Origin of the sequence: uncultured Acidovorax sp., from assembly GCF_964021665.1 — a bacterium.
Taxonomy (GTDB): Bacteria; Pseudomonadota; Gammaproteobacteria; order Burkholderiales; family Burkholderiaceae_C; genus Acidovorax; species Acidovorax temperans.
In genome coordinates, this window is the sequence record NZ_CAXIAK010000078.1 from 1 (window position 1) to 16,395 (window position 16,395).

21 protein-coding genes and 1 tRNA gene are annotated in these 16,395 nt (G+C 60.1%); 17 read left to right on the forward strand and 5 right to left on the reverse strand.

The genetic code is table 11. The features are described from left to right. Both AADJ04_RS14230 and AADJ04_RS14235 read right to left on the reverse strand, forming a co-directional pair. The coding region (locus AADJ04_RS14230) for a glycosyltransferase family 2 protein (protein ID WP_341240021.1) at positions 1-687 on the reverse strand (687 nt) is incomplete at its 3' end. Between the two features lie 3 nt (positions 688-690). Further along, entirely contained in the window at positions 691-1,992 is a 1,302-nt protein-coding gene (locus AADJ04_RS14235) for a diguanylate cyclase (protein WP_341240022.1), read from the reverse strand. Between the two features lie 286 nt (positions 1,993-2,278). Here AADJ04_RS14235 and galE point away from each other — a divergent pair, with 286 nt between their 5' ends. From galE to tatC, 9 genes are all read left to right on the forward strand, one after another. Further along, a complete protein-coding gene (galE, locus tag AADJ04_RS14240; protein ID WP_341240023.1) occupies positions 2,279-3,292 on the forward strand; it encodes a UDP-glucose 4-epimerase GalE in 1,014 nt (337 codons plus the stop codon). Positions 3,293-3,406: 114 nt separating this feature from the next. Beyond that, on the forward strand, positions 3,407-4,207 hold the full coding sequence (gene hisF, locus AADJ04_RS14245) for an imidazole glycerol phosphate synthase subunit HisF (RefSeq protein ID WP_341240024.1): 801 nt from the start codon (positions 3,407-3,409) through the stop codon (positions 4,205-4,207). Positions 4,208-4,333: 126 nt separating this feature from the next. Beyond that, positions 4,334-4,723 (forward strand): phosphoribosyl-AMP cyclohydrolase, encoded by a 390-nt coding sequence (hisI, locus tag AADJ04_RS14250; RefSeq protein WP_044400239.1) that lies wholly within the window; start codon positions 4,334-4,336, stop codon positions 4,721-4,723. Between the two features lie 4 nt (positions 4,724-4,727). Then, complete coding sequence (locus tag AADJ04_RS14255; protein ID WP_044400234.1) at positions 4,728-5,123, forward strand: phosphoribosyl-ATP diphosphatase; 396 nt, start codon at positions 4,728-4,730, stop codon at positions 5,121-5,123. A gap of 5 nt (positions 5,124-5,128) precedes the next feature. Further along, positions 5,129-5,515 (forward strand): membrane protein, encoded by a 387-nt coding sequence (locus AADJ04_RS14260; RefSeq protein WP_044400232.1) that lies wholly within the window; start codon positions 5,129-5,131, stop codon positions 5,513-5,515. 179 nt (positions 5,516-5,694) lie between these two features. Beyond that, positions 5,695-6,051: a histidine triad nucleotide-binding protein gene (locus tag AADJ04_RS14265; RefSeq protein WP_044400409.1), complete on the forward strand. Its 357-nt coding sequence runs from the start codon at positions 5,695-5,697 to the stop codon at positions 6,049-6,051. 84 nt (positions 6,052-6,135) lie between these two features. After that, positions 6,136-6,381, forward strand: coding sequence for a Sec-independent protein translocase subunit TatA (tatA, locus tag AADJ04_RS14270; protein ID WP_066697818.1), 246 nt, complete (start codon positions 6,136-6,138; stop codon positions 6,379-6,381). Positions 6,382-6,404: 23 nt separating this feature from the next. After that, positions 6,405-6,866: a Sec-independent protein translocase protein TatB gene (tatB, locus tag AADJ04_RS14275; RefSeq protein ID WP_044400226.1), complete on the forward strand. Its 462-nt coding sequence runs from the start codon at positions 6,405-6,407 to the stop codon at positions 6,864-6,866. Between the two features lie 53 nt (positions 6,867-6,919). Beyond that, positions 6,920-7,714 carry a twin-arginine translocase subunit TatC gene (gene tatC, locus AADJ04_RS14280; RefSeq protein ID WP_341240025.1) on the forward strand — a complete coding sequence of 265 codons (795 nt, stop codon included), beginning with the start codon at positions 6,920-6,922 and terminating at the stop codon, positions 7,712-7,714. Positions 7,715-7,973: 259 nt separating this feature from the next. On the opposite strand, the gene AADJ04_RS14285 is transcribed toward tatC, so the two are convergent. Next, a complete protein-coding gene (locus tag AADJ04_RS14285; RefSeq protein ID WP_341240026.1) occupies positions 7,974-9,119 on the reverse strand; it encodes a trypsin-like peptidase domain-containing protein in 1,146 nt (381 codons plus the stop codon). A 163-nt stretch (positions 9,120-9,282) separates the two neighbouring features. Here AADJ04_RS14285 and AADJ04_RS14290 point away from each other — a divergent pair, with 163 nt between their 5' ends. Further along, on the forward strand, positions 9,283-10,038 hold the full coding sequence (locus AADJ04_RS14290) for a Nif3-like dinuclear metal center hexameric protein (protein ID WP_341240027.1): 756 nt from the start codon (positions 9,283-9,285) through the stop codon (positions 10,036-10,038). 62 nt (positions 10,039-10,100) lie between these two features. Further along, positions 10,101-11,138 carry a 4-hydroxythreonine-4-phosphate dehydrogenase PdxA gene (gene pdxA / locus AADJ04_RS14295; RefSeq protein ID WP_341240028.1) on the forward strand — a complete coding sequence of 346 codons (1,038 nt, stop codon included), beginning with the start codon at positions 10,101-10,103 and terminating at the stop codon, positions 11,136-11,138. An 87-nt stretch (positions 11,139-11,225) separates the two neighbouring features. Here the strand turns inward: pdxA and mscL are convergent, their stop codons facing one another. Beyond that, positions 11,226-11,657, reverse strand: a complete 432-nt coding sequence (gene mscL, locus AADJ04_RS14300; RefSeq protein WP_066697826.1) for a large conductance mechanosensitive channel protein MscL — start codon at positions 11,655-11,657, stop codon at positions 11,226-11,228. Positions 11,658-11,855: 198 nt separating this feature from the next. Here mscL and petA point away from each other — a divergent pair, with 198 nt between their 5' ends. The 6 genes from petA (at position 11,856) to AADJ04_RS14330 (ending at position 16,048) form a co-directional block, all read left to right on the forward strand. After that, a complete protein-coding gene (gene petA / locus AADJ04_RS14305; RefSeq protein WP_066697829.1) occupies positions 11,856-12,452 on the forward strand; it encodes a ubiquinol-cytochrome c reductase iron-sulfur subunit in 597 nt (198 codons plus the stop codon). Positions 12,453-12,463: 11 nt separating this feature from the next. Then, a complete protein-coding gene (locus AADJ04_RS14310) occupies positions 12,464-13,876 on the forward strand; it encodes a cytochrome bc complex cytochrome b subunit (RefSeq protein WP_044400205.1) in 1,413 nt (470 codons plus the stop codon). Positions 13,877-13,894: 18 nt separating this feature from the next. Continuing rightward, the gene (locus AADJ04_RS14315) at positions 13,895-14,653 is read left to right on the forward strand and encodes a cytochrome c1 (protein ID WP_044400202.1); all 759 of its coding nucleotides are present in this window, start codon (positions 13,895-13,897) and stop codon (positions 14,651-14,653) included. A gap of 106 nt (positions 14,654-14,759) precedes the next feature. Beyond that, positions 14,760-15,371 (forward strand): glutathione S-transferase N-terminal domain-containing protein, encoded by a 612-nt coding sequence (locus AADJ04_RS14320; protein ID WP_044400199.1) that lies wholly within the window; start codon positions 14,760-14,762, stop codon positions 15,369-15,371. A gap of 41 nt (positions 15,372-15,412) precedes the next feature. Continuing rightward, positions 15,413-15,922 carry a ClpXP protease specificity-enhancing factor gene (locus AADJ04_RS14325; RefSeq protein WP_198847187.1) on the forward strand — a complete coding sequence of 170 codons (510 nt, stop codon included), beginning with the start codon at positions 15,413-15,415 and terminating at the stop codon, positions 15,920-15,922. A 50-nt stretch (positions 15,923-15,972) separates the two neighbouring features. Beyond that, positions 15,973-16,048, forward strand: a tRNA-Thr gene (locus tag AADJ04_RS14330). A 34-nt stretch (positions 16,049-16,082) separates the two neighbouring features. Here AADJ04_RS14330 and AADJ04_RS14335 read toward each other — a convergent pair. After that, a complete protein-coding gene (locus tag AADJ04_RS14335; protein ID WP_341240029.1) occupies positions 16,083-16,391 on the reverse strand; it encodes a hypothetical protein in 309 nt (102 codons plus the stop codon). Positions 16,392-16,395 lie beyond the last annotated feature (4 nt).

Below are 16,395 nucleotides of genomic sequence, written 5' to 3' on the forward strand. Positions count from 1 at the left end.
CGAGCTGTTGTTGACGATGTTGAACTCGGAAAGGCCGGTTTTGCCAGCCCCGATCGACAGGATGTACTCCAGCGCCTGCAATCGGGTGACCAGGGTTTTCTTGGCGTTGCGCACGCGCAGATTGCCTGAAACACCCACTACGCCAGGGTCGTCAAAGTGGCGCGTTGCGTTGCGCACCATGTCGTTGTCGAAAGATGTATCGCCATCCAGCGCCATGACGATTTCCCCCGTGGCGATGGAGAGTCCTGCATTGAGTGACGAAACCCGCCCCCCGCGTTGCCACTTGGGCAGCACCACCAGATTCCGCTTGGCTTGCCCTGCCAAAAGCCTGCGGGCATTGCGCGCGGCCAGTAAGGTGGGGCGGTTCTGAATGGCCCCGTCAATGACGGCAATGATCTCGATATGGCCGGGATACAACTGCTGTGCCAGAGACTGGATGGTCTTGCGCACGTCTTCGCCTTCCGAATAGCAGGTCACCACGCAAGACACACGTGGGTAGCGTTCACGCTGTCGTTCAGGGCGGTGCCTGCGCAGGCCGTAACGCACCATGCCGGCGGTCACCAGCAAAAAGAAGGGGGCCTCCAGCACCACGACGAAGGGAAAAAATTTCCAGGCCAGCTCCAGCCAGTTTTGCTGGCTGGAGCTGGCGAACAGCGTGACAAAGGCAAAAACGACCTGATCCCACATGCGCTAATCCGCGTTTTGCAGGCGGCCCATGAGTTGCACGGCCGTGTCGTGATTTTGCAGATCGCGAGGAATTTGCAGGTGACGAATGCGCACGCGCAAAGCTGCTTCGCCATGTTGGCTGGACTGCTCGTGCAACACTTTTTGCAACCGCGCTGTCAGGCCTTCAGGGTGAGAGAAAGGCAGCATCAACCACAAGCGTTCTTCCTGGGTGCGCGTGGTCAGGTCTGAGGTGCGCAGGAGTTCATGCAAACGCCGTGCAAATTCGTCCAGCATCAGAAAGACGCGTGCGGCTCCCTGCTTCTCGATCACTTCGGTCGCGTTCTGGAACTCCACGAGCATCAGCGCAAAGTGCATTTCCTTGTGGCGGGCATGGGTGGCCAATGCCCAGTCCAGCAGGCGACGGAAGTACGCTGGCTCCACGTAGTTGGCCGTGTCCAGGGCGGCAAACGACTCTCGGATTTGCCCTGCCCTGAGGGCCGCACGCCCGTGGGCGCTGAGCCTGAGTGAAGCGATCTCGCGCACATCCAGCGCGTTGGGCTCTGTGGTGTTGCGGCAATCCAGGCAACGCGCCACCACGCTGGTTTCGACAAACACATGGTGGCAGCTGCCGCAGGCATATTGGGTGAGGGGGCGGTCGTAGTCCACGCCGATGTGCCGCAGTGCCGTGCTGCATTTGGGGCAGGTTAAGCCACCGTCGTCGTGAAAATCATTTTCAGGCGCCACATGGCCGCAGGTAAAGCAGTGCAGCGAAGGGGCTTTGTTGATCTGGATGCTGGAGCAATGGGGGCACACATCCAGGTAGTGGATGTGTGCGCTGCCACAGGCTCTGCAGTGGCGTGTGCGGTCGATCAGTTCGGCAGGCTCCAGCAGGCGCCGCCGCGATAGTGTGGCCAAGCAGGCCGCCACATCGTCTCCCTCGTGGGCCAATGCCTCCACCAAGGGGTAGCGGTACAACTGTGCGCTGTTGCGATCACACAAGGGGGTCAGCTTTGCGCCGTCGCGCAGGTACATGAAGTACAGCACGCGCTCATCAAAATGCAGGCCAGAGGGATCTAGTTTGAGGCTTCTGCGTGCCGCGAGAGCCCGCTCGCCTGCAGCGATGGCTTCGCTCAGTGGGCCTGCAGCATCCGCCCACGCTGGTGGGGGGGCGGAGCTTTCTGATGCCCAGATGGGACGGTCCCACCATGGGCTGTGGCGTATGGATTCGCACAGGGCGACCAGCGCGGGAGCATCCCAGCCGTCCAGATAAAAGCCCAACGGGACAAAGCCCGATGCGGTAAATGCAGGCCACGATGCAAAGGCCATGGCATCGCGTTCGCTCGGAAGTAAGCTGCCAGAGGGGCGTAGCACCACCGTGCTTTCAAGTGCGGAAGGAAGTGGCTGCCGTAATGGCGCGGCGCCAGAGGATGGATTCATGTTCATGGGTGCGCACCATTGTGTAGTGCTTGACATGGGCAATTATTAACAATGTTGACCGCTGGCGCCCAATGTGAAGGAACCCTGGGCCCTTTTGGGCAGTGGCGCGGCCAGTATAGTGAGGGGCCTATAGCGGAGTCGTCCGTTGTATCCACATCTTTAGGAGCGCAAAAGCGTGATTCTTGTAACGGGCGGAGCCGGCTTCATCGGCTCGCATACCTGTGTGGCGTTGGCCCAGGCCGGCATTCCTTTCATGGTGCTGGACAACTTTTGCAACAGCCGCCGTTCGGTGCTGGAACGGGTAGAGCGCATCATTGGCGCACCCGTGTCTTTCATCGAGGGCGATATCCGCGACACGGCCTTGCTGCAGCGGGTGTTTGCCGAGCACGCCGTCGAGGGGGTCATCCACTTTGCAGCCCTGAAATCGGTGGGCGAGTCGGTGCGCGAGCCGCTGCGGTACTACGACAACAACGTTGCGGGCACGGTGGCCCTGCTGGGCGCCATGCGGGCGGCGAATGTGCGCACGCTGGTGTTCTCCTCGTCTGCCACGGTGTATGGTGACCCGGCCTCGGTGCCTATCCGTGAGGACTTCCCGCTGTCGGCCACCAACGCCTACGGCTGGAGCAAGCTCATGATGGAGCAGGTGCTGGCCGATGTGGACGCTTCCGAGCCCGGCCAGTGGCGCATTGCCCGCCTGCGCTACTTCAACCCCGTGGGGGCCCACGCCAGTGGCTTGATCGGCGAAGACCCGCAGGACATTCCCAACAATCTGCTGCCTTACGTTGCGCAGGTGGCCGTGGGCCTGCGCGAACAACTCAGCGTGTACGGCAACGACTACCCCACGCCCGATGGCACCGGCGTGCGCGACTACATCCATGTGTGCGATCTGGCCGAGGGGCATGTGGCCGCGCTGCGCTACCTGCGCAGCCACCCCGGCCTGCTGACGGTGAACCTGGGCACGGGCCGCCCCGTATCGGTGCTGGAGATGGTGCGTGCCTTCGAGCGTGCCAGCGGTCGGGCCGTGCCCTACCGCATCGTGGCGCGCCGGCCGGGCGATGTGGCCCAGTGCTGGGCCGACCCTGCTCTGGCGCAGCAACTGCTGGGCTGGACTGCCAAACTGGGTCTGGACCAAATGTGCGAAGACGCGTGGCGCTGGCAAAGCGGTGTGGGCGCCAGCCTGCAAGCCTGAGTGGGATGGGCCCTGCGGATGGCCGTGGTATCTTGCACGGGCCGCTCTGGCCGCGCCCTCGGGGTTGCGGCTTCCTTTGATTGATATTCTTCTTTTTTCTCATCCCTCTGCGCCATGCTTGCCAAACGCATCATCCCCTGTCTTGACGTTACCGGAGGCCGCGTGGTCAAGGGTGTCAATTTTGTTGAACTGCGCGATGCAGGCGACCCGGTAGAGATTGCCGCGCGCTACAACGCCCAGGGGGCCGATGAGCTGACCTTTCTGGACATCACTGCCACCAGCGATGGTCGTGATCTGATCCTGCACATCATCGAAGCCGTGGCCAGCCAGGTGTTCATTCCGCTCACCGTGGGTGGCGGCGTGCGTACGGTGGAAGATGTGCGCCGCCTGCTTAACGCGGGCGCGGACAAGACGAGCTTCAATTCGGCCGCCATTGCTAACCCTGATGTCATCAATGCGGCATCGGCCAAATACGGTGCCCAGTGCATCGTGGTGGCCATTGATGCCAAGCGCCGTTCTGAAGAAGACGCGCTGCGCGTCGGCGCCAATGGCCAGCCGGTGGGCCCTGGCTGGGATGTCTACAGCCACGGCGGGCGCAAGAACACGGGGCTGGATGCGCTGGCGTGGGCGCAGGAGATGGCTCAGCGCGGCGCTGGCGAAATATTGCTCACCAGCATGGACCGTGACGGCACCAAGTCCGGCTTTGACCTGGCCCTGACCCGCGCAGTGAGCGACGCCGTGAGCGTGCCCGTCATCGCCTCAGGCGGCGTGGGCAATCTCGACCACCTTGCCGACGGCGTGCAGCAGGGCGGTGCCGATGCCGTGCTGGCTGCCAGCATCTTCCACTACGGCGAGTACACCGTGGGCCAGGCCAAGCAGCGCATGGCAGAGCGTGGCATTCCCGTGCGTCTGTAATTGGCAGCTTGTTTTGCTATTGATTTAATAGCTGCTGGCGCTTGCTGCAAAAGCGCTAGCGGCCAAAAACGTTTAAATTTTTGATCCCCGTCCGGCCCTCCGGCACAAATCACCGACAATCCGCCCATGAACTGGCTCAATGAAGTGAAATGGGACGCGCAGGGCCTGGTGCCCGTGATTGCGCAAGAGCAGGGCACAGGCGATGTGCTGATGTTTGCCTGGATGAACCGCGAAGCGCTGGCCAAGACCGCAGAGCTGGGTCGCGCGGTGTATTTCAGCCGCTCGCGCAAGAAGCTGTGGTTCAAGGGCGAAGAGTCGGGCCATGTGCAGACGGTGCATGAAATCCGCCTCGACTGCGACAACGACGTGGTGCTGCTCAAGGTCACGCAGGAAGGGCACGAGCCTGGCATTGCCTGCCACACCGGGCGCCACAGCTGCTTCTTCAGCGTGCTCAAGGATGGCGCCTGGAAGGCCGTTGATCCGGTCTTGAAAGATCCCGAATCCATCTACAAATAAGCCCATGAGTTCCAACGATTCCCACGTGCTGTCTCAGCAAGACGCCCTGGCCCGCCTGGCGGCCGTGATTGAAAGCCGCAAACCCGCCAACGGTGGCGATCCGCAGACCAGCTATGTCTCGCGCCTGCTGCACAAGGGGCCGGATGCCTTCTTGAAGAAGATTGGCGAAGAGGCCACCGAAGTGGTGATGGCGGCCAAGGATGTGGACCATGGCGCCGACAAGGCAAAGATCGTTTACGAGGTCGCAGACCTGTGGTTCCACTCCATGATCGCCCTGGCCCACTACGGCTTGAGCCCGGCGGATGTGGTCAAGGAGCTAGCCCGCCGTGAAGGCACCAGCGGTATCGAAGAAAAAGCCCTGCGCAAGGCAGACGCGCGCGCGGCAGACGAGAAAGGCTGACAGCCATGGCAGATGACTTCACCGATGTGCGGACCAAGGACCAGCGGGCCGAGGACTTGAAGGCCATCGGCTGGGTCAGCTACCTGTTGCATCTGATCGTGGCGGTGGGGGCGGTCATTCCCGGTGCGCAACCCGGCGCTGCCTTGCTGTTGATTGCGCTGGTGATCGACCTCGTCAAAAAGAGCGACGCAGAAGGCACCTGGCAGGCCAGCCATTTTTCTTGGCGCCTGCGTACGGTGATCTGGGCAGGTGTGCTCTATGTACTGACAGCCCCGCTGTGGATTTTGATCCTGCCCGGCTGGATCGCCTGGGGGCTGATCTCCCTGTGGTTCCTGTACCGCATCGTGCGCGGCATGGTCGCAATGAACAAGGGGCAGGCTCTGGAGATGTGAGGTTGGCGCTGCTGGCTAGCGGGTGCCTTGCTCAGCCCTTGGCTGACAGCCCTTCGTCAGCCGGCGGACAAGCCGAATGCCGCGTATATCGCTGACAATGCACAAGCTTGCCCAGAGTCATTCATGACTCGGTAATCAGTTATCTGGCGGCTGCGGCCGGTTTCATTCATCCCTTCACCATGCACGATCCGAACTGCCTTTTTTGTAAGATCATTGCCGGCGAGATTCCTTCCCGCAAGGTCTATGAAGACGAGGAAATCTTCGCATTCCACGACATCCATCCCTGGGCGCCGGTGCACTTTCTCATGGTTCCCAAGGCGCATATCCCTTCGATGGCCCAGGTTACCCCGGAGCACGCCGGGCTGCTGGGGCGCATGATGGCGCTGGCGCCCCGGCTGGCCCTGGAGCAGGGGTGTAATCCGTACCCAGACGGTGGCTTTCGCATCGTCACCAACACAGGGGTTGAAGGCGGGCAGGAGATCCACCATCTGCATATCCATGTGATGGGTGGCCCACGCCCTTGGCTCAAAGGCTGAGGTCAAGAGCTGACAGTCTTTTCCCCTTCACGCCGGGGTTACATCGCGCGTCTAAAATGATTGCAATTCGTTAGGAGAAATTCCATGGGTTCCTTTTCCATCTGGCACTGGCTGATCGTGCTGCTGATCGTTGTCATGGTCTTCGGCACCAAAAAGCTCAAGAACATGGGCTCTGACCTGGGCAGCGCGGTCAAGGGCTTCAAGGACGGCATGAAAGACGGCTCAAGCGACGCCCCCGCGCCCACCGCAGCTCCAGCTCCCAGCCAAGTGGCCAACAGCCAAGCCGCCGACAAGACCACCATCGACGTGGAAGCCAAGCAAAAAAGCTGATGGCTTGAGCGAGCGTTGATTCCATGATTGATATTGGCCTGTCCAAAATGGCGCTCATTGGGGCGGTGGCGTTGATCGTCATCGGCCCTGAAAAGCTGCCCCGCGTCGCCCGTACCGTGGGCACCCTGCTGGGCAAGGCGCAGCGCTACGTGGCCGATGTGAAGTCTGAAGTCAACCGCTCCATGGAGCTCGATGAGCTGCGCAAGATGAAGGACTCGGTGGAAAACGCCGCGCGCGATGTGGAGCAGTCCATCCAGACCAGCGCCAGCGAGTTTGAAAAAGACTGGGCGCAAGCCACCAGTTTCGAGACCGAGAGTCACGACACGGCTTCGGCTGTGCTGCCCGCTTACAAGCACCCTGGCAAAAACTGGCGCCTCAAGAAAGGCGCTACCCCCCAGTGGTACAAAGCCCGCAATGGTGTGCGCACCAAAGCGTTGTCCGGTGCGGCGCGGGTAGCGCGCTACCGCCCTAAAAAGTTCCACTGATGCTGCGCCCGCGCGCGCTGCATGGGCGGCCCTGACGCCCTCGAAGATCCAACATGGCAGACACCCCCACCCAAGAAGACGAGCTTGCTGGAACGGAGCAACCGTTTGTCCAGCATTTGATGGAGCTGCGCGACCGCTTGGTCAAGGCCATCATTGCCATTGCCGTGGCTGCTGCCTTCCTGTTTTTCTTTCCCGGCCCCGGGCCGCTGTACGACTTTCTGGCAGCGCCACTCGTAGCGCATTTGCCCAAGGGCGCTACGCTGATTGCCACTTCGGTGATCTCGCCCTTCATGGTGCCGCTCAAGATCTTGCTGATGTCGGCCTTTTTGCTGGCTTTGCCATTCGTGCTCTGGCAGGTGTGGGCGTTTGTGGCGCCGGGCCTGTATTCGCATGAGAAGAAGCTGGTCTTGCCGTTGGTGGTCTCCAGCACTGTGCTGTTTTTCATCGGCGTGGCCTTTTGCTATTACTTCGTGTTTGGGCAGGTGTTCGCGTTCATCCAGAGCTTTGCGCCCAAGAGCATCACGGCCGCGCCAGACATTGAGGCTTATCTGAGCTTTGTGCTGTCCATGTTCCTTGCCTTCGGCCTGGCCTTTGAAGTGCCGATTGCGGTGGTGGTGCTGGCCCGCATGGGGGTGGTGAGCATTGAGAAGCTGAAGAACTTCCGTGGTTACTTCATCGTCATCGCGTTCGTGATCGCCGCCATCGTCACCCCCCCCGACGTGGTGTCGCAACTGGCCTTGGCCGTGCCCATGTGCATTCTTTACGAGATTGGCATCTGGGCCGCGCAACTGTTCATCAAGCACACCAAAGCGCCCGGCACCACAGAGGAAGAAACCGCTTCTTCCTGACAGCGGAGGCGCTGCTTTGTGGCGGCTTTGGGCTGCCACTGTTGCGGCGCCGTAGTGCCTTTCTTTGCGCTCCTCCCATGACGCTCTGCGTGGTCGGTTTGACGGTTTCCTGTGGAGGAAGTCTGGTTGCCACCAAAGCAGGATAGGGTTTATTCTTTGCCAATGAAAATAGCCGCTAGCGCCCGAAAATAAAGCGCTAGCAGCTATGTTATTGATAGCGTATAAGTTCCTGCGGGCCGCAGGAGTTTTGTACTGTGCTTCAGCGACGCACAGCGCGCTGGGGGCGAGGGCGTACCCCAGGGTTGATGTTCAACTCCAACTTCTTGTCGGCGCGTTGCACCTCGAAAGCTGAGGGCGTGCCGGGTTTGAGCGCAGCCCCGGCAGTCAGCAGCTGCGGCACGTTGCCCACAGCCTTGTCATCCACCTTCAGAATCACGTCGCCGGGGCGCATACCCGCCTGTGCGGCGGGGCCGTCTTGCAGCACCCCGGTGATGATGACGCCTTCGGTGGCTTTCACGCCGAAGGTTTCGGCCAGCTCGGCTGACAGTTCGTTGGGCTCCACGCCAATCCAGCCGCGGGTCACCTGCCCGTCTTTCACGATGCCATCGAGCACCAGGCGCGCGGTAGACACAGGGATGGCGAAACCGATCCCCATGCTGCCACCCGAGCGCGAGTAGATGGCCGTGTTGATCCCCATGAGGTTGCCGTTCACATCCACCAACGCGCCACCCGAGTTGCCGGGGTTGATGGCGGCATCAGTCTGGATGAAGTTCTCAAACGTGTTGATGCCCAGCTGGCTGCGCCCCAGCGCACTGACAATGCCGCTGGTCACCGTTTGGCCCACGCCAAAGGGGTTGCCAATGGCCAGCACCTGATCGCCCACGGCCAGGGAGTCTGAATCGCCGAGCGTGATCACGGGCAGCTTGTCGAGTGTGATCTTGAGAATGGCCAGGTCGGTTTCGGGGTCGGTTCCGATCACGCTGGCGCGGGTGCGGCGGCTGTCGGTCAGCGTGACTTCGATTTCGTCCGCACCTTCGACCACATGGTTGTTGGTGAGGATGTAACCGTCGGGGCTGATGATGACACCGCTGCCGAGCCCGGTTTGGGCCTGCGGGGCCTGGTCACCAAAGAAGAATTGGAACCAGGGGTCGTTGCTGCGTGGGTGGCGTACGGCCTTGCTGGTATTGATGCTGACCACGGCGGGCGATGCTTTGCGCGCTGCGCCGCTGAAACTGCCTGCCGCAGGCTGCCCCGCCGGGGCTGGGGGCGCTTCCATCAGGGCCACGCCGGCGCCCGAGCGGGTGGCGCCTTGGCGGATCCAGTCGGGCTGGAGGGTGGCGACAACAAAATAGGCCGCGGCGAAAACCGTCACGGCCTGAGAGAACAGCAGCCAGATGCGTTTCATGATGAGTAGATAGGGCAAAGGTGCGTGGGGTGCGCGAAGTTCTGCAGTGTGATCTTCGGGGCTCGGAATAGTTGCTATTGTCCTCCAAGCCTTGGCGGCGCATGGCGCGGCGTTGGGTGGGGTCTTGGCGCTGCCTGCGCGAGCCCGCGCGACAATAGCGGGCATGAGCATATCCCGCGTAGACCTTCTGCAGGCATTCGACGGCCTGCTGCAACCCGAGCGTTTCAAAGACTACGGGCCCAATGGCCTGCAGGTGGAGGGCAAGGAACAGATCGCTCGCATGGTGAGCGGCGTCACGGCCAGCAAGGCGCTGATCGAGGCGGCCATCGCTGCCCGCGCTGACGCCATCTTCGTCCACCACGGACTGTTCTGGCGGGGACAAGATGGCCGGGTCACGGGCTGGATGAAGCAGCGCCTGCAACTGCTGCTGGCGCACGACATCAATCTTTTTGCGTACCACCTGCCGCTGGATGCGCACCCCCAGTGGGGCAACAACGCCCAGTTGGGCCAGATGCTGGGGTGGACGAGCGTGGCTCAGTTTGGTGAACAGCTGCTGGGCTGCGTGGCCGATGCCGACTATCCCCATGCGCAGGCCGTGGCGGACCATGTGGCAGCCGTGCTGGGCAGGCCGGCAATGCTGGTGACCTCGGCCGATAGCACGCGCCCCGTGACCAAAGTGGCGTGGTGCACGGGTGGGGCGCAAAGCTACTTTGAGGCCGCCATCGCTGCAGGCGCTGACGTGTTCATTACGGGCGAAATTTCTGAACCACAAGCCCATCTGGCGCGCGAAACGGGTGTGGCCTTCATTGCCGCGGGCCACCACGCTACCGAGCGCTATGGCGCTCCGGCGGTCGCGGGTGAGGTGGCGCGGCCGCTGGGCATCGAGCACGAGTTCATCGAAATCGACAACCCCGCGTGAATGGTTTGCTATTGAAAGCGTAGCTGCTTGCGCTTGATTGACGGGCGTTAGCGCCAGAATTTATGAAAACCAATCTCAAGCCCATCGCCATTACCCAAGGCGACCCCGCAGGCATAGGCCCTGAAATCGTGGCCAAAGCGTTCCGGGATGCGCCCGATGTGCTGCGCGGCTGCTTCGTCGTCGGGAACGTGGCCACCTTGCGACGCGCCGCGGGCTGCATTGCAAGCCCGGGCATACCTTCGCTGCCCGTGGCGGTGATCGAGGGGGTGGCCGATGACCTGGCTGCGCCCCCGCGCTGCGTGCCGGTGCTACCGCTTGCGGGTCTGCCCGACACCGTGGCGGTGGGGCGGGTCAGTGCCGCGGCAGGGCGCGCCGCGGCCGACTGTGTGCAGTGGGCGGCACGCGCTGCGCTGCGCGGGGAGGTCGCCGCACTGGTCACGGCGCCGTTGCACAAAGAGGCGCTCTCTGCTGCAGGCGTGGACTACCCCGGTCACACCGAACTGCTGCAGGCCGAAGCCGCTGCCCACCAAGGCGTGGCGCTGGATGCGATGCCAGTGCGCATGATGTTGGCAAGCGATGAGTTGCGCACGGTGCTGGTCAGCATCCATGTGTCCCTGCGCGATGCGATTGCTGCTGTGACCGAGGCCAACGTGCTGCAGACCGTGCACATCGCGCATGCGGCACTGCTGCGCACCTTGGGGCGTGCGCCGCGTATCGCTGTGGCAGGGCTCAACCCCCATGCGGGCGAAGGTGGTTTGTTTGGCCGCGAGGAGCTGGAAATCATTGCTCCCGCTCTGGCTCAATTGCGCGCGCAAGGGGTGGATGTGTACGGACCGTTGCCGCCGGATACCGTCTTCATGCGTGCTCGGCACACCGAGGCCCATCCCGGTGAGTTTGATGTCGTGGTCGCGATGTACCACGACCAAGGTCTGATTCCCGTCAAATATCTGGGTGTGGACAAGGGGGTGAACGTCACCCTGGGCCTGCCCTTGGTTCGCACCAGCCCCGACCACGGCACCGCGTTCGATATCGCAGGGCGGGGCGTAGCCGATGCGTCCAGCCTGATCGAAGCGGTACGCATGGCGCGGCAACTCGCCTGAATTTTCGAGCGGTGTTGGCCGCAGATGCGACAACGCCCTCGACGAGAGGGCGTTGAATCCATCAAGAGGCTGAGCTTGTGGCGCAGATCAGCGCTTGAGGCTGTCGCGGATCTCGCGCAGCAAGACGATGTCTTCGGGTTCAGGCGCTGGAGCTGCAGGCGCTGGTGCAGGTGCTTCGCGCTTGAGTCGGTTGATCTGCTTGATCATCATGAAAATGATGAACGCCAGAATGATGAAATTGACGGCCACCGTCAAAAAGTTACCGTAGGCGAAAACGGGCACGCCGGCCTTGCGCAGTGCGTCCAGGGTCATGGCGGTACCAGCTGGCACATTGCCCAATACCAGGAACAAATTGGAAAAATCCAGTTTGCCAAACACCAGGCCCACCACCGGCATGATCAGATCGGCCACCACGGAGTCCACGATTTTCCCGAAGGCTCCGCCAATGATCACCCCCACAGCCAGGTCGATCACATTGCCCTTGATGGCAAATTCTTTGAATTCTTTGATGATTGTCATCTTTGCTTCCCTTTTTGGTTTCAAGGGCCCGTCGCCCCAGGTGGTGTGAGATCGCATTATCTAGGAGAGATGGCGTGCGGTGCTGCTTCGCTATGGGGCTGCGACGCTAGATTGCAAGAGGGCGGCTGGTGTGATGAGTTTTCACTCCGCTACAATCCCCGGCTGACCCCAACATAGCGATGTATACCGAGGATCCCCATGAGTGACACACCAGTCGACACCAGCAAGCGGACGTGGCTGATTGCGTCCGGATGCGCTGGTGCTGCGGGAGGAGTGGCCGTAGCCGTGCCCTTCGTCAGCAGTTTTCAGCCTTCGGAAAAAGCCAAAGCAGCCGGTGCTGCGGTAGAGGTTGATATTTCAGCCCTGCAACCCGGCGAAAAGCTCACTGTGGAATGGCGCGGCAAGCCCGTGTGGATTCTCAAGCGCACCCCGGAGCAGATTGCTTCGTTGGCCAAGACCGAGCCTCAACTGGCCGATCCCAAGTCAGATCGCAAGACGTACCCCACCCCTGAGTACGCAAAAAACCAACACCGCTCCATCAAGCCTGAAATCTTCGTGGGCGTGGGCATTTGCACCCACTTGGGTTGCTCGCCCGGCGATAAGTTCCAAACGGGCCCTCAGCCTTCTTTGCCTGACGACTGGAATGGCGGCTTCCTGTGTGCTTGCCACGGCTCCACTTTCGACTTGGCTGGCCGCGTGTTCAAGAACAAGCCTGCGCCTGACAACCTGGAAATCCCGCCCCACATGTATCTGTCCGATTCGCGTCTGCTGATCGGTGAAGACAAGAAGGCTTGAGGTAGCACAACATGGCTGAATTCAAGGAAATCTCCCCCAATGCTTCGGCGTCTGCCAAGCTGACGAATTGGTTCGAGAACCGGTTCCCCACAGCTTTCGATGCCTACCGTGTGCATATGTCGGAGTACTACGCTCCGAAGAATTTCAACTTCTGGTACATCTTTGGTTCGCTGGCACTGCTGGTGCTGGTGATCCAGATCGTCACCGGTATCTTCCTGGTCATGCACTACAAGCCTGATGCGAATCTGGCTTTCGCATCGGTGGAGTACATCATGCGTGATGTGCCCTGGGGCTGGTTGATTCGCTACATGCACTCCACGGGGGCTTCGGCTTTCTTTGTAGTGGTGTACCTGCATATGTTCCGTGGCCTGATCTACGGCTCTTACCGCAAGCCGCGTGAGCTGGTCTGGATCTTTGGCTGCGCCATTTTCCTGTGTCTGATGGCTGAAGCCTTCATGGGCTATCTGCTGCCTTGGGGCCAGATGTCTTACTGGGGCGCTCAGGTGATCGTGAACCTGTTTGCAGCCATTCCCTTCATCGGTCCTGACCTGGCTCTGCTGATCCGTGGCGACTTTGTGGTGGGCGACGCTACCCTGAACCGCTTCTTCAGCTTCCACGTCATTGCCGTTCCTCTGGTTCTGCTGGGCTTGGTTGTGGCCCACTTGCTGGCGTTGCACGACGTGGGCTCCAACAACCCAGACGGCGTTGAAATCAAGGGTCCCAATGCGCCCCGTGATGCCAAGGGCAAGCCTCTGGATGGCGTGCCATTCCACCCTTACTACACCGTGCACGATATCTTTGGCGTGTCTGTGTTTCTGTTGGCTTTCTCTGCGGTGGTGTTCTTCGCGCCCGAATTTGGTGGCTATTTCCTCGAGTACAACAACTTCATCCCAGCAGATCCGCTGGTGACGCCGTTGCACATTGCTCCCGTGTGGTACTTCACCCCGTTTTATTCGATGCTGCGTGCTATCACCAGCGAAATGATGTATGCCCTGATCGCCTGCGTGCTCCTGGGTGCATTGTTTGGAGTGCTTAAAGCCCAGCTGCCAGCCATCTTCAAGGTGGTGATTGCTGGTGGCGCTGTGGTGGTCACCGCTTTGATGCTGGCCATTGACGCCAAGTTCTGGGGCGTGGTCGTGATGGGTGGTGCCGTGATCATCCTGTTCTTCCTGCCTTGGCTGGACTACAGCCCTGTGAAGTCCATTCGTTACCGTCCCGACTGGCACAAGTACTTCTACGCTGTCTTTGTGATCAACTTCCTGATCTTGGGTTACCTGGGCGTCCAGCCTCCCTCGCCGATTGGTGAGCGGGTGTCTCAGGTGGGTACTTTGTTCTACTTCGGCTTCTTCCTGTTGATGCCTTGGTGGAGTCGCATTGGTAAGACCAAGCCTGTGCCTGATCGCGTTACCTACGTTGCGCATTGAGAGCCGGAGAAAACAACAATGAAGAAACTCATTCTCACGATCGTGGCAGCGCTGGGCATGGTGGCTGGCTCTGCAATGGCTGCTGGCGGCGGCCATCCCCTGGACAAGGCGCCCGTCAAGACCAATGACTTGGCCTCTTTGCAAAATGGTGCCAAGCTGTTTGTCAATTACTGCCTGAACTGCCACTCTGCCGCGTTCATGCGGTTCAACCGTTTGAAAGACATCGGTTTGACAGACCAGCAGGTGAAAGACAATCTGCTCTTCACCACCGACAAGGTCGGTGAAACCATGAAGGCGGCGATTGATCCCAAGCAAGCCAAGGCCTGGTTCGGTGCCAATCCTCCTGACCTCACTGTGATTGCCCGCTCGCGTGCAAGCTCTGCAGGTTCCGGTGCGGATTACCTCTACACCTACCTGCGTACCTACTACCGCGACGACACCAAGTTGACGGGCTGGAACAACCTCGTGTTCCCCAACGTGGGCATGCCTCACGTACTGTGGGAGCTGCAGGGCGAACGGCGCCCCGTCTTTGAAGAGCACGAAAGCCACGGCCAGAAGACCCATGTGCTCAAGGGTTGGGAGCAAGTGTCTCCAGGGAAGATGACTCCCGCGCAGTACGATGCGGCAATCGGCGACTTGGTCAACTACATGCAGTGGATGGCCGAGCCTGCTCAGAACACGCGCATTCGTGTTGGCGTGTGGGTTCTGATTTTCCTGGGCTTCTTCACCGTCATTGCATGGCGACTGAATGCGGCCTTCTGGAAAGACGTCAAATAACTTGCTGACTTTCTGACGACTTCTCTTGGGTGAGAAGTCGTCAGATTTTTTATAGAGTGGGCGCTTTGGTGCTTCCCACTCTTTTGATTTTTAGGAGCCTCCCACCATGATGGTGCTTTATTCGGGAACAACTTGTCCCTTTTCCCACCGCTGCCGTTTTGTCCTGTTTGAAAAGGGCATGGATTTTGAAATCCGCGATGTGGATCTGTATAACAAGCCGGAAGACATCAGCGTCATGAACCCTTATGGGCAAGTGCCTATTCTGGTGGAGCGTGATCTGATTCTGTATGAGTCGAACATCATCAACGAATACATTGATGAGCGCTTTCCTCATCCCCAGTTGATGCCTGGCGACCCGGTTGATCGTGCACGTGTGCGTCTGTTCTTGCTGAATTTCGAGAAAGAGCTGTTCGTTCATGTGAACACGCTGGAGTCTCGCGCCACCAAGGGTAACGAAAAGGCGCTGGAGAAGGCCCGGGCCCATATCCGTGATCGCCTGACCCAGCTCGCGCCTGTGTTCCTCAAGAACAAGTACATGCTGGGCGACAATTTCTCCATGCTGGATGTGGCCATTGCTCCGCTGCTGTGGCGCCTCGACTACTACGGTATTGAATTGAGCAAGAACGCCGCACCTTTGCTGAAGTATGCAGAGCGCATCTTCTCGCGTCCTGCCTACATCGAAGCATTGACCCCCTCCGAAAAGGTCATGCGCAAGTAAGTGCGAAGTCTTCGCGAAGCCACTGAACTGCTGGACACCCCATGAACGCCCAGGAATCGACCTCCACACGACCGTATTTGATTCGCGCTCTGTACGAGTGGTGCACTGACAATGGTTTTACGCCTTACGTAGCGGTGCGTGTGGATGATTCAGTGCAGGTGCCGCGCGAGTTTGTTCACGATGGTGAGATCGTGTTGAACATCAGTTTCGACGCAACCAGCTCGCTGCAGCTGGGTAATGATTTCATCGAATTCAAAGCCCGGTTTGGTGGCAAGCCACGCGATATCCTGGTTCCTGTCGGGCGTGTGATTGCCATCTATGCGCGTGAAAATGGACAGGGCATGGCTTTCCCTCCGCCGGTGGACAGTTTGGTGGCGGCCCCTTCATCGTCGGCTGTGTTGGCCCCTGTAGCCGATGTTGTCGAGTCGGGTGCTTCTGTTGAGGATCGCGTTGTTCAGTTGGTTCCGGCCGTTGATGTGGGTGATGATGAACCGCCTAAGCCCACCCCTGGGCCTGCGGGCGGCCGTCCTTCACTCAAACGGGTGAAATAAGCCAGTTTTGTTTTGGAGCTCGTTTTTTTTCGGTATAGAATGCGTGCTTCGCCGGTTTAGCTCAGTTGGTAGAGCACCCGCCTTGTAAGCGGTAGGTCGTCAGTTCGATTCCGACAACCGGCACCAAATTTCTTTTCCTTTTTCTCTTCATTTCGTCAGTTCAGCGCAAGTTCGTTTGAACTTTCAGGCGAATAGAGTTAACCTCCCACCCCTTGATTCGCAAATGAGCCTGCAGTGCAGGCAGTATTTGCCGCAGCTTGGCTGCTGCTGAGTTGCTTTTGACCAGAAGGCACCAAGTAGCACCTTCAATAGGCCCTGCCCGTACGGTGTCGCGCAGGCCCGCTGGGAGCAGCGGCTCAATGGCCTTCAGCCTTTCGCTAGAGTCTTTGGTCAGTGCGGTCAGCATGGCCAGCGTGGGTGATTCTGCGCTGGCTTGCTGCAGTGTGATGGCATAGTGGCGGCGGTTCATGGGT